Raw genomic sequence first — 12791 nt, 5'->3', positions numbered from 1 at the left:
GAACTGTGCGCCGGCTTACTTGAACATGGCGCGGAACTGATCGACGTTGGCCTTGGTGACGATGGTGACGGGCACGTTGATGATCGGCTCGACGCTCTCGCCCTTCTTCAGCTTCACCAGCGCCTCGACGGCGGCCTTGCCCTCGCCGGCGGGATCCTGCTGCACCACGGCGGCGACCCAGCCCTCGTCGATGCCCTTGACCGCCTGCGCCGTCAGGTCCCAGCCGAAGACCTTGACGTCGGCCTGCCGGCCTTGGCTCTCGACGGCCGAGACCGCGCCGATCAGCGCCGGCTCGCCGGTGGCGTAGAGCGTCTTCATCGTCGGGTTGGCGGTCATCAGGTTCTCGGCGGCGCCGAGCGCCACGTCCTGCACGTTCTGCCCGTCCACCGTGTCGAGGAACGCAATCTTCTCGCCGCTGGCGGTGGCGGCCTGCTTGAAGCCGTCGAGGCGCTGGTTCTGGATGAAGGAGTTGAGCGCGCCGACGACGCCGACGGTCGCCTCCCCGCCCATCTCGGCCTTCACGTAGTCGGCGTAGAACTTGCCGATGTCGGCGCCGGCCTTGGCGTTGTCGACGCCGATGAAGGAGACGTTGTCGCCGCCGGGGATCTGCGCGTCGATCGCCACCACGGGGATGCCGGCGGCCTTGGCCTCGGTGATGGCCGGCTTGACGCCGTTCACGTCGATGGCGACGAGGATGATGCCGTCGACCTTCTGGGTGATGTAGGTCTCGATCGCCGAGTTCTGCGCCGCCGGCACGTTGTTGGCGTCGAAGATCACCAGCTCGGCGCCGGCGGCCTTGGCGGCGGCCTTGGCGCCGTCGTTGATCTGGTTGAAGAACAGCGCCTGGCTGTTGATCGTCACGAGCGCGTAGGTGTCGGCCTGCGCGGAGGCGGCGCCGAAGCCGAGGGTCAGGACGGCGGCGGCGACGCCACCGGAGAGGATCTGGGACAGGCGCATGGAATTCCCCTTTGGCTCGGCGGCCCGGCGGGCCCTCGGTCGCGCTTCTGCGCTGGGGAGAGAATTCAAGAAACTTGAATGGCTGTCAACTCAATTGCTCGCTGCAGCGCCATATAATGAAACTGCCGAGATTGCAGGCATTTCGTGCGCGGAGCGAAGGCAGGACCTGCCTAGAACGTCGGCGGCGTGTTCACCCAGAAGATGCTGGCCGGCACCTCGCCGACATTGCGGTAGTGGTGCGGCAGCTCCGAGCGGAAGGCGAAGCTGTCGCCGGGGCCGAGCCGGAAGGCGCGCGCCTCGACGAAGAGTTCGATCTCGCCGGCGATGAGATAGCCGACCTCCTCGCCCGAATGCTGGATCGGGCCGGCGCTCGTGCCGCCGGGGCCGATATGGTGGATGTTGCACTGGAGAAGATGCCCGGCCGAATAGGGAATGACCCGCTCGAGCGCGATACCCTCGCCCTGGCGTAGCGGGTCGAGGGCGATGAGCGGGCGCGATCCCGCGCGGAAGACGATGCCCTCCTCGCCGTCGACCTCCTCGAACATCCAGCCGATATTGGTGCCGAGCACCTCGACGAGCTTGTGCAGCATCGGCAGCGAGGGCGAGGCCTTGCCGTTCTCGACCTTCGACAGGAGGCTTTCGGAGCAGTCGGCCTTCAGCGACAGGGCCTTCAGCGTCATGCCGCGCGTCTGGCGCGCCAGCTTCAGCCGGACGCCGAGCCGCAGCGACGCCGCCTGGCTGCGCTCTCCCTCCGGACCGGTTCGCCCCTGTGGCTCGGATTGTCCGTTCATGACGTGGCGTCTTCCGATGCTTGAACCTCGTTCAAGGCATATTCCTAAGGGGAAACGCGACGTATGAACAGTCGAGCCACGCGCTGGGGTTGGGGTGCCGTCGGTTGTGGTCCACGATCACGACAGATCTGCCGCAGAGGGCGATCCCACAAGAGGGTCCGGGCGACGATCATCGCAGGCGAGACGGTGGTCGGACCCCGTTCTTGTGCAGTGCATCCAATCATTCGTCATGCTGATTATATGGGAATGCGGCTCCGGCGATTCTTCTACCGGAACACAGTTTGCACAGTTCCCCATTTGCAGGCCATCGGACCCTTTGTCAGCGTCGATTCATCAAATGGTTTCCATTTCAGATGATCAAGCCATTCGCTGAGCGCATGGCTGCAACGCAGGTGCGAGATAGCGAAGAATGCGAGGGCTGCCATGCCGGCTTAGCGCTACTGCCCGGCGATGCGAGCGGCTAGGTAATGGGTGTCGAAACGAACCGCACCGGCTTCCACCGACGAGAAGCCGACCCAAAGGATAGATCCCATGAGCCTCGCTCGCTCCTTCCAGACCTGGCGCCAGTATCGCAACACGGCCGCCGAGCTGAACCGTCTCTCGCAGCGCGAACTCGCCGACCTCGGCATCTCGCGCTCGGACATCCCGACCCTCGCCCGCCAGTCGGTGCGCTAACGAGTTTCAGAGCTTCGCGGCGGTCGTTCCTCCCACGATCGCAGCGGACCGGCCGCACGGTTCCTCCCACCGTTGCCTGGCCACACCATGACGCCCTTGCCGGTCCTCCCCCGGCAAGGGCGTTGTCGTATCCGGCCCTTGCCAAGGCCTCGCGAGCGCTGACGCAGACCGGGCTCGACCGGTCTCCAGCCCCTACTTTACAGCCGCCCGCCGCCCGTCGAGCGCGAAGAGCAGGGCCGCGCCGGCGAGGGCGGCGAGCGCACCGAGGATCGAGGTGCCGCTGTAGTCGGTGATCCAGGTGCCGAAGGCGAAGAGCGCGGCGCAGAGCCCGCCGGCCATGAAGAAGTTCACCGAGATCAGCGAGCTCCCGAGGCCCGGCCGACCCGCGATGAGATCCTGCAGGTAGGTGATCGGGATCGAGATGATCGCCGCGGCGCCGAAGCCGCTGAGAAGCGTCAGCGCGTAGACGTGGACCGGCGAGGAGGCGAGTCCGAGGAGCGCCAGATAGGCGGCGTAGATCACGGTGCCGGCGATCAGCGCCCGCACGTTGCCGATGCGCCGCTGGATGCCGGCCCAGACGAAGATGAACACGACCTCGAGCAGCGCCACCGCGCCGACGGTGACGCCGATATCCGTGACGTCACCGCCCGCCGCGCCCGTCACGATCATCGGCAGCACGGCGGCGTTGACATGCAGCGTCGAGGCAATGAGCGCCAGCGCCAGCAGCCGGACGAAGACGCGCGGCGACAGCACCTCGGCAAAGCCCGCGAGATAGGCGGACGCCGCCGCGCCCGTCGGCGCGGCGCGGGGCCGCGCCGGGTTGTCGGGCAGCAGAACCAGGACGGCGAGGACGGTGGCGAGCGCCGCGAGGCTGGCGATGAGATAGGCCGGCAACATGCTGGCGCGCCCGACGAGCAGAAGCGCCACGAGGCCGGGCACCAGCACCCAGGAGAGCGAGATCGCCGCGCGCACGGTGGAGTTCACCGCGCCCGCCGCGGCGCCGTCGAGCCGGTCGGTGGTCACCCGCACGTTGGCGAAGAGCAGCGAGTTGATCGAGTGATAGACCGGCAGCAGCAGGAGCGAGGCGAGGACGAAGCTCGCCGGCGTCGGAACGGCGTAGATCAGCCCGTAGCCGGTGACGCCGAACAGGCCGACCACGATCATCAGCGACCGGTAGCGCCCGATCCGGTCGGCGAGAATGCCGATCGAGATGCTGACGAGGACGTTAACGGTGGCGCCGAGGAGGATGAGGAGCGCGTAGAGCCCGTTGCCGAGCTTCAGTTCGGTGAGGCCGATGACGGACTGGTAGGGCGCGGTGGCCGCGCCCGAGAAGCCGTAGAAGAAGATGGCGAGGATGCTGGCGCGGATCGTGGGATCGCGCAGCAGCGCGGGAAGCGAGCGCCCCGAGGCGGCCGTCGGGGTCGGGGCGCTCACGACGGGACCCGGATCGCTCAAGCGCCGCCCTCGTTCCAGCGCGCCGAGAGCCGGGGCGCGGGCGTGAACTCGAAGTCGCGCTGGAACGGGAACTGCGGTCCCGCGCGGCGGCGGCTGGCGAGGCGGGGAATGTCCTGGTTCACGACGCCGTCGGTCAGCGCCATCAGGTTGGGGTTGGCGATGGGGGCGAGTTCCGGCGAGAGGTAGCCCGATTTCACCACGAGGAGCCGCACCCCGGCGGGATCGAGGCCGAGGCGGTGGAAGTCGGCGAGGTCGTGATAGGGCCGACGGCGCGCCGCCAGCACGAGCGTGATGCCGCCCTCGCCTCCCAGCGCCACCACCGCCTGACGCTCGCGCGCAGTCCCGGCATCGTCGAGCCGGACGACCGTCGCCTGCGTCTCCACGGGCCGGCTCGATGGGTCGAGACTGCCGCCGATCGAGAGGGTGAGCGTCGCCCCCTCACCGGCCGCGAAACAGGCCTCCACCGCAGGTCGGTCGGTGATGCCAGCCATGAGAGCGCCGCGGAAATCCCGCGCCAGGAGCCCGGCGAGGACGTCGGCGCGGTCGCCGACGCCGCCGCCTGTCGGGTTGTCGCCGCTGTCGGCGAGGATGACGGGCCGCGTCGTAGCGGACTCGGCGAGATCCAGCATCTCGGCGAGCGGCCCCGTCACCGGTCCGAAGCCGAAGTGTTCGCGTGCCACCCAGTAGGCGCCGGCGATCTCGCCCGCCGCCGCCAGCGCCGCCAACCGGTCGGTGCCGGTGACGACGGCGCAGGCGGTGGCGCGCGGCTCGTCGGCCCAGACATAGCCGATCATCAGGTTGGCATCGAGGATGCCCGGCCGCGCGTCGAAGCCCGGCAACGCCGCATAGAGCCCGCGCGCCGGCTCGTCCTGCGTGGACGTGCATTCGCCCGGCAGCAGCACGGGCACGGGTGCCCAAGCGATCCCCGGCCGCACGCCGTCGCGCAGCGCCGAGGCGAGCATGGCGAAGGCGCGCTCCATTGTTTCACGTGTGTCGATGTGCGGCGCGGTGCGATAGGCCGCGAAGATGTCGAGCCCGTCGACGACGCGGGGGCTGACATTGCCGTGGAGATCGTAGCTCGCCACGATGATGCAGGTCTCGCCGACGAGCGCGCGGGCCGCCGTGACCCAGTCGCCCTCGGCATCGTCCAGGCCCTCGACGTTCAGCGCGCCGTGCAGAGCGAGATAGAGCCCGTCGAGCGGCAGCGCCGCTTCGAGCCGGGCGAGGAAGTCGCCCTTCAGCGCCTCGTAGGTCTCGCGCGCCACCGGCCCGCCCGGCACGGCGCGCGCATGCAGCAGCGGCGTGACGTGGACGCCCTCGGCATGGAGAAACGCGAAGGTCTCGGCGCCCGACATCTCGGGGCCGCGCAGGACGCGAAAATCCTCCAGCTGCATGAGGACGGGGGAATAGGTCGAGCATTCGCTGTGAATGCCGCCGGCGGCGATGCGGAAGGCTGGGTTCATCGAGGTCTCGTCATGACAGGAAGATGCGTCAAAGCTGGGGGGCGAGCGGCACGATGGCGCAGAAGCGCTCCCAGTCCTTGGCGTCCGCGGGGGTCCAGGCGGCCTCGGCGATCGCGGGAAGGCGCGGGAAGACCAGCCGGTTGAAATAGGCGCGCGACAGGAAATGTTCGCTCCAGATGCAGGCCTGGACGCCCTTCAGCCGGTCCTGCAACTCGGCCGGAAAGTCGCCCGCCGCCTCGTAGCCGTAGGTGTGGGCCGGCGGCACCGTGCCGGCCCAGCTCGCGCCGGGCTCCTGCCATTCCTTGCCCTGCACCATATCGAGATAATAGGCCTGCCCCGGCGTCATCACCACGTCGTAGCCCTCGCGCGCCAGCGCAATGCCGACTTCGGGCTTTTCCCAGGCCATGAGCAGCGTCCCCTCCGCCTCGACGCCGCCGCCATGGGCGACCTCGTTCCAGCCGGCGAGCACCTTGCCGCGTGCGGTGAGCATCGCCTGCACCCGGCCGAGGAAATGGGATTGCAGCTCGAACGTGCCGGCCAGGCCCTCGCGCTCCATCAGCGCCCGCGCCATTGGCGAGGCCAGCCATGCGCCGTCCGCCACCTCGTCGCCGCCGATATGGACGTAGCGCGAGGGAAAGAGCTCGGCCATCTCGTCCAGCACGGCTTCGAGGAAGGTGTAGGTCAGCGGGATCGCCGGGTTCAGCGCGTTGTTGGCGTAGCCCTGCACCGAATGGTAGCTGTCCGGCGCCTCCTGCCCGTCGGTCAGCTCCCGGAGGGCGACCAGCGTCGCGGCGTTGTGGCCGGGAATGTCGATCTCGGGCACCACCTCGATCGCCAGCATGGCGGCATGGGCGACCGCGGCGCGCACGTCGTCCTGCGAGTAGAAGCCACCCATGGGCTCGGCGCCGTTGCCGAGCTGCGGGCGCAGCGGCTCGTCGGGACCGCGCAGGACGCCGACGCTGGTGAGTTCAGGATAGCGCCGGATTTCGAGGCGCCACGCCTCGTCGTCGGTGAGATGCCAATGGAAGGTGTTAAGCTTGAACCAGGCGAGGATGTCGAGAAGCCGCAAGACGTCGCCAAGCGGATAGAACTGGCGGGAGACGTCGAGATGGCAGCCGCGCCAGCCGTGGCGCGGCGCATCCTCGATGCCGCCGCCGACGGGAAAGCGGAAGCGCCGGGGGTCGCGCCGCGCCCCGTCGAGAAGCTGGGCGAGGCTCGTCAGCCCATATTGGCGTCCTGCCGGGCCGCCGTGGCGCAGCTCGACGCCATCGCGCGAGAAGGCGAGCGCATAGGCTTCCGGGCCGAGGCCCACGTCGAGCACGAAGCGGATCGGGCGCCCCTGCGGGCTGGCGCCGAGCGCAAACGGCGCATGGCCGGCGGGAAACAGCCGCTGGAACAGCGCCAGCACGGCGTGGACGGCGCGGATGTCGTCCGTCCCTGCGCCCTCGCCGGGATAGAGCACCGCAAGGACGCCGTCTCCCGGCACGGCGTCGATCCGGCGCGGCCAGGGCTGGAGCGCGAAGGGCAGGGTCAGGCGGCCCTCCGGCAGAAGCACCGGCGGCGGCTCGCTGACGCGGCCCTCGAGCAGGAGGTCGGAGACGGCGACGGCGTGATGGCGCCCGTCCGATGTCGTGAGGATCGCGGATTTCGCGCCATCGGTGCAGTGGCGGGCCGGACGGTGCAGGCCGCCGACCGTGAAGCGCCACGCCGCGCCCGGCGCCAGCACGAAGCCCTCGGGCGGGGCGTAGGCGTGATAGTTGGCGTCGCGCAACACGAAGACCGCGTCGGTACAGGCGGCGGGGTCGATGACGCGGGTGAGCGCGGTATAGGCAAGCTGAAAACCCACGATCGGCTCGGATCCGAGGTTGAACAGGGCGAAGGCGAAGCGACCGTTCGGGCTCTCGCCCGCATGCCAGGCGCAGTCCAGACGAAAGGCGGGAAGCATCGGGCGGTTCCTTTCGGGCAAGGCCCATGAGCGAGGCCGATGAGGGCGGCGATCCCGCTCAGTAATGGTCGGACTGGGAAAAGGTGCGGGCGAGTTCCCCCTGCCCCGCGCTCAGCCCGCAATCGACGGGGAGGCACGTCCCGGTGATGGCCCTGGCGAGCGGACTGGCGAGAAAGCCCACGGCTTCGGCGACGTCGGCGGGGTCAACGACGCGCCCGAGCGGATACCAGCGGGCGGCCTCCTCGAACACGGCGGGGTTGGCCTGCGCTCTCGCCTCCCAGGCCTGCGTGCGAACCGTGCCGGGGGCCACCGCATTGGCGCGGATGCCGAGCCGCCCGTATTCCACCGCGATCAGCCGCGTCAGGTGGATCAGCCCGGCCTTCGCCGCACTGTAGGCGGGATGGCCGTAGACGCCGAGGCCGTTGACCGAGGCGATGTTGACCACCGAGCCACGGGTCGCCGCCAGGCTCTCCTCCAGTGCGCGAAAGCAGAGGAAGGCGGCCTCCAGGTTAAGCGCGTTGTCGGCCCGCCAGATCTCCGGCGTCGTGTCGTGGAGGCTGACGGCGCGCGCCGCCCCGGCATTGTTGACGAGGGTGCGCACGGGGCCGAGCGCCAGCGCCTCGCGCGCCATCGCCGCGACGCTCAACGGGTCGGTGACGTCGGCGGCGATGAAGCGGATGGCTTCGCCGAGCGCGCGCGCGGCCTGCTCGCCGGCCGCTTCGTCGATATCCACGAGCACCACGAGCGCATGGTCGCGGGCAAGGCGCGCGGCGATGGCGCGGCCGATGTCGCCGGCGCCGCCGGTGACGATCGCGACGGTGTGCGGGGCGGCGCCCGGAAAAGAGGTCGTGCTCATGGCTCGTCAGTCTCCCAGGATCTGCCGGTCGTCGCCGTCGCGATGGGCGACGAGCTGCTGCTTGATGCGCCGGAGCGTCGCGCTCGCCTGCGGCTGCACGCGGTAGGCGACGAGGCTGGCGATGATGTCGACCACCGCGACGTAGGCGATGCGCGTCGAGGTCGGCCGGAAGATGTCGACGCCCTCCGGGAGGTCCACCGGCACCACGATGTCGGCGGCCTCGGCCACCGGACTGGCGCTCTGGGCGATGGCGATCGTCGCGACGCCGCCCTCGCGGGCCAAGGCGAAGGCGCGCACCAGCTCGGCATTGCGGCCCGAGAAGGACGAGCCGACGATGACGTCGCGCGGGGACGCGGCGGCGGCCATCATCAGCTGCATCGCATGGTCGGCGCTGGCGGTGACGCGAAGGCCGAGCCGGAAGAGCCGGTTCTGGATCTCGCCCGCGATCATCGAGGAATTGCCGCCCGAACCGAAGGCGTAGATCATCTCGGCCGCGGCGATCCGCTCGACCGCCCGCTCGATGGCGGGAAGATCGAGCGCGCGATGCATGAGGAAGAGTGCGTTCTGCGCCTTTTCCACGATGTCGCTCGCGACATCCGCGGTGTCGCGGCTCTGCGGCTCGGGGCGCAGATAGCGCAGGCCGACATAGGCGGTGCGCGCCAGCTGCACCTTGAAGTCCGAGAAGCTGTCGCAGCCCAGACGCCGGCAGAAGCGGGTGACGGTGGGGGGCGAGACGTCGGCGCGGCCCGCCAGCTCGATGATCGAGGCGTTCACCGCGAACTCGAAGTCGCTGAGGAGGATGTCGGCGATCCGCGCCTCGGAAGGCGACAGGCGGGGCCGCTCATCCTGCAGCACGGTGAAGAGATCCGCCGGCATCCGCGCCTCGTCTGTCTTAAACGCTCACGCCGCCGGCGCCTTGTAGGCGATGCAGTCGATCTCGACCTTGCAGTCCACCATCATCGAGGCCTGGACGCAGGCCCTCGCCGGCGGATGGGCACCGAACGTCTCGGCGTAGATCCTGTTGAAGGTCCAGAAGTCGCGGGGGTCGTCGAGCCAGACGCCGACGCGCACGACATGCTCCGGCCCGTAGCCGGCCTCGCGCAGGATCGCCATCAGGTTGGCGAGGGTCTTGTGGGTCTGCGGGACGATGCCGCCCTCAATGATTTCGCCGCCCTCCATCGCCACCTGACCGGAGACGTGGAGCCAGCCGGCGGCCTCCACGGCGCGCGCGAACGGCAGGGCCTTGCCACCGGCACCGCTCTCTCCCGTCCCGTAGCGCGTGATCGTCATGGCCGGTCGTCCTTGCAAATTATTTTCGCATTCGATTGACAGAGCACCATGGAACGCCGAATTTTGCCAGAGAAAATCGCATCCGTGAAAATCGTTTCGAGAATGGGCCCTTCATGCGCGATCCCCTCGCCAATCCCTTCCCGGCCTCCGACCCCGCGCGGCGCGCGATCTGGACCATGCTGGTGACGCGGGACATCGACGCCTTCCTCGCCGCCGACTGGGCCATGGTGGCCGGCGACTTCGTGGAGGAGGGCTTCGTCGGCATCGATGCGGGACGCGGCGACAACCCCGACCGCTGGCGCCTCGGCTTTCCCGATCTCGCCGCCTATCGCGAGGAATGGCTGCGTCAGGCCCGCGATTTCGCCGGCCAGAGATTTGCCGAAGACCCGCGCGCCGCGATCTTCGCCGCCACGACCCTCACGGTCATCGACATCGAGGGCGACACGGCGCTGGCGCGCAAGAAGTTCGACGGGGGGCTGCGCAAAGCCGACGGCGGCTTCGACGCGATGAACTGGCAGACGCTTTATCTCTGCCGGCACGTCGAGGGCCGGTGGAAGATCGCCGGTTTCACCGGCTACCTGCCGAACCCGATGGGCACGGCTTCAGAGTCCGTTTGACGACCCGCTCGGGTCGTCAAACGGACTCTCAGAGATCGGAAGGGAACCTCACGTGCGGATCTTCACGGCGGCGCTGGCGACCGAAACCAACACGTTCTCGCCTATCTGCGTCGATCGCCGGGCCTTCGAGGCCTCGCTCTACGCCCCGCCCGGGCAGCACCCGGAGACGCCGACCCTCTGCACCGCGCCGATCACGGTGGGGCGCGAGGTGGCGCGCGAGAAGGGCTGGACCCTCATCGAGGGCACGGCGACCTGGGCCGACCCGGCGGGCCTCGTCAACCGCCTCGCCTATGAGAGCCTGCGCGACGAGATCCTCGATCAGCTGCGCGCGGCGATGCCGGTGGACGCGGTGGTGCTCGGCCTGCACGGGGCGATGGTGGCCGACGGCTACGAGGACACCGAGGGCGATTTCCTGGATCATGTCCGCGCGATCGTCGGCCCCGACATCCTCGTCTGCGCCGAGCTCGACCCGCACAGTCACCTGACGGCGCGGCGCCTCGCGGCCGCCGAATTCTTCGTCGCCTTCAAGGAGTTCCCGCACACCGACTTCGTCGACCGGGCGCGCGATCTCTGGCGCATCGCGGCCGACACGCTGGAGGGCCGGGTGCGGCCGGTCATGTCGGTGTTCGACTGCCGGATGATCGACGTGTTCCCGACCTCGCGCGAGCCGATGCGCTCCTTCGTCGACCGGATGACGGCGATCGAGGCCACTGACCCCGACATCCTGTCGCTTTCGGTGATCCACGGTTTCATGGCCGGCGACGTGCCGGAGATGGGCACGAAGGTCCTCGCCGTCACCAACGCGCGGCCCGACAAGGGCGCGGCGATCGCACGCCGGCTCGGGCTGGAGCTCTTCGCCGGACGCGGCACCTTCATCATGCCGCAGGTGTCGGCGGCCGAGGCGGTGGCACGGGCGATGAGCGCGAGCGCGAGCGCCGGACCGGTGGTGATCGCCGACGTCTGGGACAATCCAGGCGGCGGCACGGCGGGGGACGCGACCGTCCTCCTCGCGGAGCTTCTGGGGCAAGGCGCCGAGGGCGTCGCGGTCGGCACGATCTGGGACCCGATGGCGGTACAGGTCTGCATGGCCGCCGGCGAGGGCGCGACGATCGCGCTGCGCTTCGGGGCCAAATCCGCGCCGGGCACCGGCCAGCCGATCGACGCGCGGGTCGAGGTCGTGCGGCTGAAGCGCGACGCGCAGATGCGCTTCGGCGAGAGCTTCGCGCCCTTCGGCGACGCCGCCCATATCCGCTTCGACGGGCTCGACGTCATCCTCAACTCGACGCGGGCGCAGAGCTTCGATCCCAGCCTGTTCTCCGAGATGGGCATCGATCCCGCCGCGAAGCGCATTCTCGCGATCAAGTCGACGAACCATTTCTTCGCCTCCTTCTCGAAGATCGCCTCCGAGATCATCTATTGTTCGGCCGGGACGCCCTATCCCAACCAGCCGGCGACCACCGCCTATCGCCGCGCGCCGCGCGACATCTGGCCGATGGTCGCCGACCCGCACGGCCTCGGCCTCCCCGATGCCACACATCCATCCCGAGACGGACAGGCCGCCTGACATGTCGATCGCAACCCGGAGCCGCCCCACCGACGAACCGCTGCTGCCGCGCCCCGGCGACCGGCTGGAGAGCGTCTCGACGCCGCGCCCGGTGATCGACGAGGACCGGCTCGCCGGCAACATCGCCCGTGTCCAGCGCTACATGGACGCGCAGGGCTTGAGCTTTCGCCCGCACATCAAGACCCACAAGATCCCGGCGCTGGCGCACGAGCAGATCGCGGCGGGCGCCCGCGGCATCAACTGCCAGAAGATCACCGAGGCCGAGATCTTCGCCGATGCCGGCATCGAGGACATCCTCATCACCTTCAACATCTGGGGCGCGGAGAAGCTGGCGCGGCTCCTGAGCCTGCACCGGCGGATCGCCGGGCTGAAGGCCACTGCCGACAGCGCCGAAACGGTGGCGGGCCTCTCCGGCGTCTTTGCGGGCGAGAGCCGCCCCCTGCCCGTTCTGGTGGAATGCGACACGGGCGGGGGGCGCTGCGGCGTCCAGAGCCCGGAGGACGCCGTGGCGCTGGCGGCGCGCATCCATGCCGCCGACGGCCTCGCCTTCGGCGGGCTGATGACCTATCCGCGCACCGGCGGGGCGGCGGAGGTCGAGGCGTTCTTCGCCGCGACGCTGGCGGGTCTGTCGGCACGCGGCCTCGACTGCCCCGCGATCAGCAACGGCGGCACGCCGAGCCTCTTCGACGCCCATCTGGTGACGAGCGCCACCGAGCATCGCGCCGGCACCTACATCTACAACGACCGCTCCACCGTGCGCGCCGGCCATTGCGGCGAGGAGGACTGCGCCATGCACGTCCTGGCGACGGTGGTGTCGCGCCCGACCGCGACGCGCGCGGTGATCGACGCCGGCACGAAGGCGCTGACCTCAGACCTCCTGGGCTTTGCCGATCACGGCCTCGTCCTCGGCTACCCGAACGCGCGCATCGTCGGCCTGTCGGAGGAGCACGGCGTGATCGATCTCGGCGCGGGCGATGGCGCCGGCCCGGCGATCGGCGAGCGCCTGCGCATCGTGCCGAACCACACCTGCGTGGTCTCGAACCTCTTCGACCACATGATCTTCCACCGCGACGGGATCGTCACCCGCGTCGAGCCGGTGGCCGCGCGCGGGCTGGTCTGGTAGCGGCGGCGCTTGGGGCGTTGGCGCAACCGGCCGCGCCCCGACCCCTTCTCGCATC

12 protein-coding genes are annotated in these 12791 nt (G+C 69.7%); 4 read left to right on the top strand and 8 right to left on the bottom strand.

Features of this window, described 5'->3' with window-relative positions; all coding sequences use genetic code 11:
• Positions 1-15: 15 nt before the first annotated feature.
• Entirely contained in the window at positions 16-957 is a 942-nt protein-coding gene (locus AUL33_RS14500; protein WP_062209488.1) for a substrate-binding domain-containing protein, read from the bottom strand.
• Between the two features lie 170 nt (positions 958-1127).
• Positions 1128-1748, bottom strand: coding sequence for a cupin domain-containing protein (locus AUL33_RS14495; RefSeq protein ID WP_062209485.1), 621 nt, complete (start codon positions 1746-1748; stop codon positions 1128-1130).
• 531 nt (positions 1749-2279) lie between these two features.
• Between AUL33_RS14495 and AUL33_RS21675 the strand changes: the two genes are divergently transcribed.
• Positions 2280-2423, top strand: coding sequence for a DUF1127 domain-containing protein (locus AUL33_RS21675; RefSeq protein ID WP_082652606.1), 144 nt, complete (start codon positions 2280-2282; stop codon positions 2421-2423).
• A 192-nt stretch (positions 2424-2615) separates the two neighbouring features.
• Here AUL33_RS21675 and AUL33_RS14490 read toward each other — a convergent pair whose 3' ends face one another.
• Genes AUL33_RS14490 through AUL33_RS14465 form a run of 6 tightly spaced genes read right to left on the bottom strand, consistent with a single transcriptional unit; the run spans position 2616 to position 9432 of the window.
• The gene (locus AUL33_RS14490) at positions 2616-3878 is read right to left on the bottom strand and encodes an MFS transporter (protein ID WP_374754438.1); all 1263 of its coding nucleotides are present in this window, start codon (positions 3876-3878) and stop codon (positions 2616-2618) included.
• Positions 3875-5341, bottom strand: coding sequence for a M81 family metallopeptidase (locus tag AUL33_RS14485; protein WP_062209482.1), 1467 nt, complete (start codon positions 5339-5341; stop codon positions 3875-3877). Before AUL33_RS14485 ends, AUL33_RS14490 begins: the two co-directional genes overlap by 4 nt.
• A 28-nt stretch (positions 5342-5369) precedes the next feature.
• On the bottom strand, positions 5370-7286 hold the full coding sequence (locus AUL33_RS14480) for a beta-N-acetylhexosaminidase (protein WP_062209479.1): 1917 nt from the start codon (positions 7284-7286) through the stop codon (positions 5370-5372).
• A gap of 58 nt (positions 7287-7344) precedes the next feature.
• Positions 7345-8142, bottom strand: a complete 798-nt coding sequence (locus AUL33_RS14475) for an SDR family oxidoreductase (protein ID WP_062209476.1) — start codon at positions 8140-8142, stop codon at positions 7345-7347.
• 6 nt (positions 8143-8148) lie between these two features.
• Positions 8149-9018 (bottom strand): MurR/RpiR family transcriptional regulator, encoded by an 870-nt coding sequence (locus tag AUL33_RS14470; protein WP_062209473.1) that lies wholly within the window; start codon positions 9016-9018, stop codon positions 8149-8151.
• A gap of 24 nt (positions 9019-9042) precedes the next feature.
• The gene (locus tag AUL33_RS14465; protein WP_062209471.1) at positions 9043-9432 is read right to left on the bottom strand and encodes a RidA family protein; all 390 of its coding nucleotides are present in this window, start codon (positions 9430-9432) and stop codon (positions 9043-9045) included.
• A 113-nt stretch (positions 9433-9545) separates the two neighbouring features.
• On the opposite strand from AUL33_RS14465, the gene AUL33_RS14460 reads away from it, so the two are divergent.
• The 3 genes from AUL33_RS14460 to AUL33_RS14450 are packed head-to-tail and all read left to right on the top strand — an operon-like array spanning position 9546 to position 12736.
• Positions 9546-10049, top strand: coding sequence for a hypothetical protein (locus AUL33_RS14460; RefSeq protein WP_062209469.1), 504 nt, complete (start codon positions 9546-9548; stop codon positions 10047-10049).
• A 52-nt stretch (positions 10050-10101) separates the two neighbouring features.
• Complete coding sequence (locus AUL33_RS14455; RefSeq protein ID WP_062209466.1) at positions 10102-11613, top strand: M81 family metallopeptidase; 1512 nt, start codon at positions 10102-10104, stop codon at positions 11611-11613.
• 1 nt (position 11614) lies between these two features.
• Entirely contained in the window at positions 11615-12736 is a 1122-nt protein-coding gene (locus AUL33_RS14450; protein ID WP_062209463.1) for a D-TA family PLP-dependent enzyme, read from the top strand.
• Positions 12737-12791 lie beyond the last annotated feature (55 nt).

Origin of the sequence: Aureimonas sp. AU12, assembly GCF_001463705.1 — a bacterium.
Taxonomy (GTDB): Bacteria; Pseudomonadota; Alphaproteobacteria; order Rhizobiales; family Rhizobiaceae; genus Aureimonas.
This window is presented reverse-complemented; position numbering and strand designations above follow the sequence as displayed.

Bases quoted from the DNA above. Each gene is read 5' to 3' on its own strand.
- AUL33_RS14470 (WP_062209473.1), bottom strand. From the start codon at position 9,018: ATGCCGGCGGATCTCTTCACCGTGCTGCAGGATGAGCGGCCCCGCCTG.
- AUL33_RS14495 (WP_062209485.1), bottom strand. From the start codon at position 1,748: ATGAACGGACAATCCGAGCCACAGGGGCGAACCGGTCCGGAGGGAGAG.
- AUL33_RS14465 (WP_062209471.1), bottom strand. From the start codon at position 9,432: ATGACGATCACGCGCTACGGGACGGGAGAGAGCGGTGCCGGTGGCAAG.
- AUL33_RS14450 (WP_062209463.1), top strand. From the start codon at position 11,615: ATGTCGATCGCAACCCGGAGCCGCCCCACCGACGAACCGCTGCTGCCG.
- AUL33_RS14475 (WP_062209476.1), bottom strand. From the start codon at position 8,142: ATGAGCACGACCTCTTTTCCGGGCGCCGCCCCGCACACCGTCGCGATC.
- AUL33_RS14500 (WP_062209488.1), bottom strand. From the start codon at position 957: ATGCGCCTGTCCCAGATCCTCTCCGGTGGCGTCGCCGCCGCCGTCCTG.
- AUL33_RS14460 (WP_062209469.1), top strand. From the start codon at position 9,546: ATGCGCGATCCCCTCGCCAATCCCTTCCCGGCCTCCGACCCCGCGCGG.
- AUL33_RS14480 (WP_062209479.1), bottom strand. From the start codon at position 7,286: ATGCTTCCCGCCTTTCGTCTGGACTGCGCCTGGCATGCGGGCGAGAGC.
- AUL33_RS14485 (WP_062209482.1), bottom strand. From the start codon at position 5,341: ATGAACCCAGCCTTCCGCATCGCCGCCGGCGGCATTCACAGCGAATGC.
- AUL33_RS21675 (WP_082652606.1), top strand. From the start codon at position 2,280: ATGAGCCTCGCTCGCTCCTTCCAGACCTGGCGCCAGTATCGCAACACG.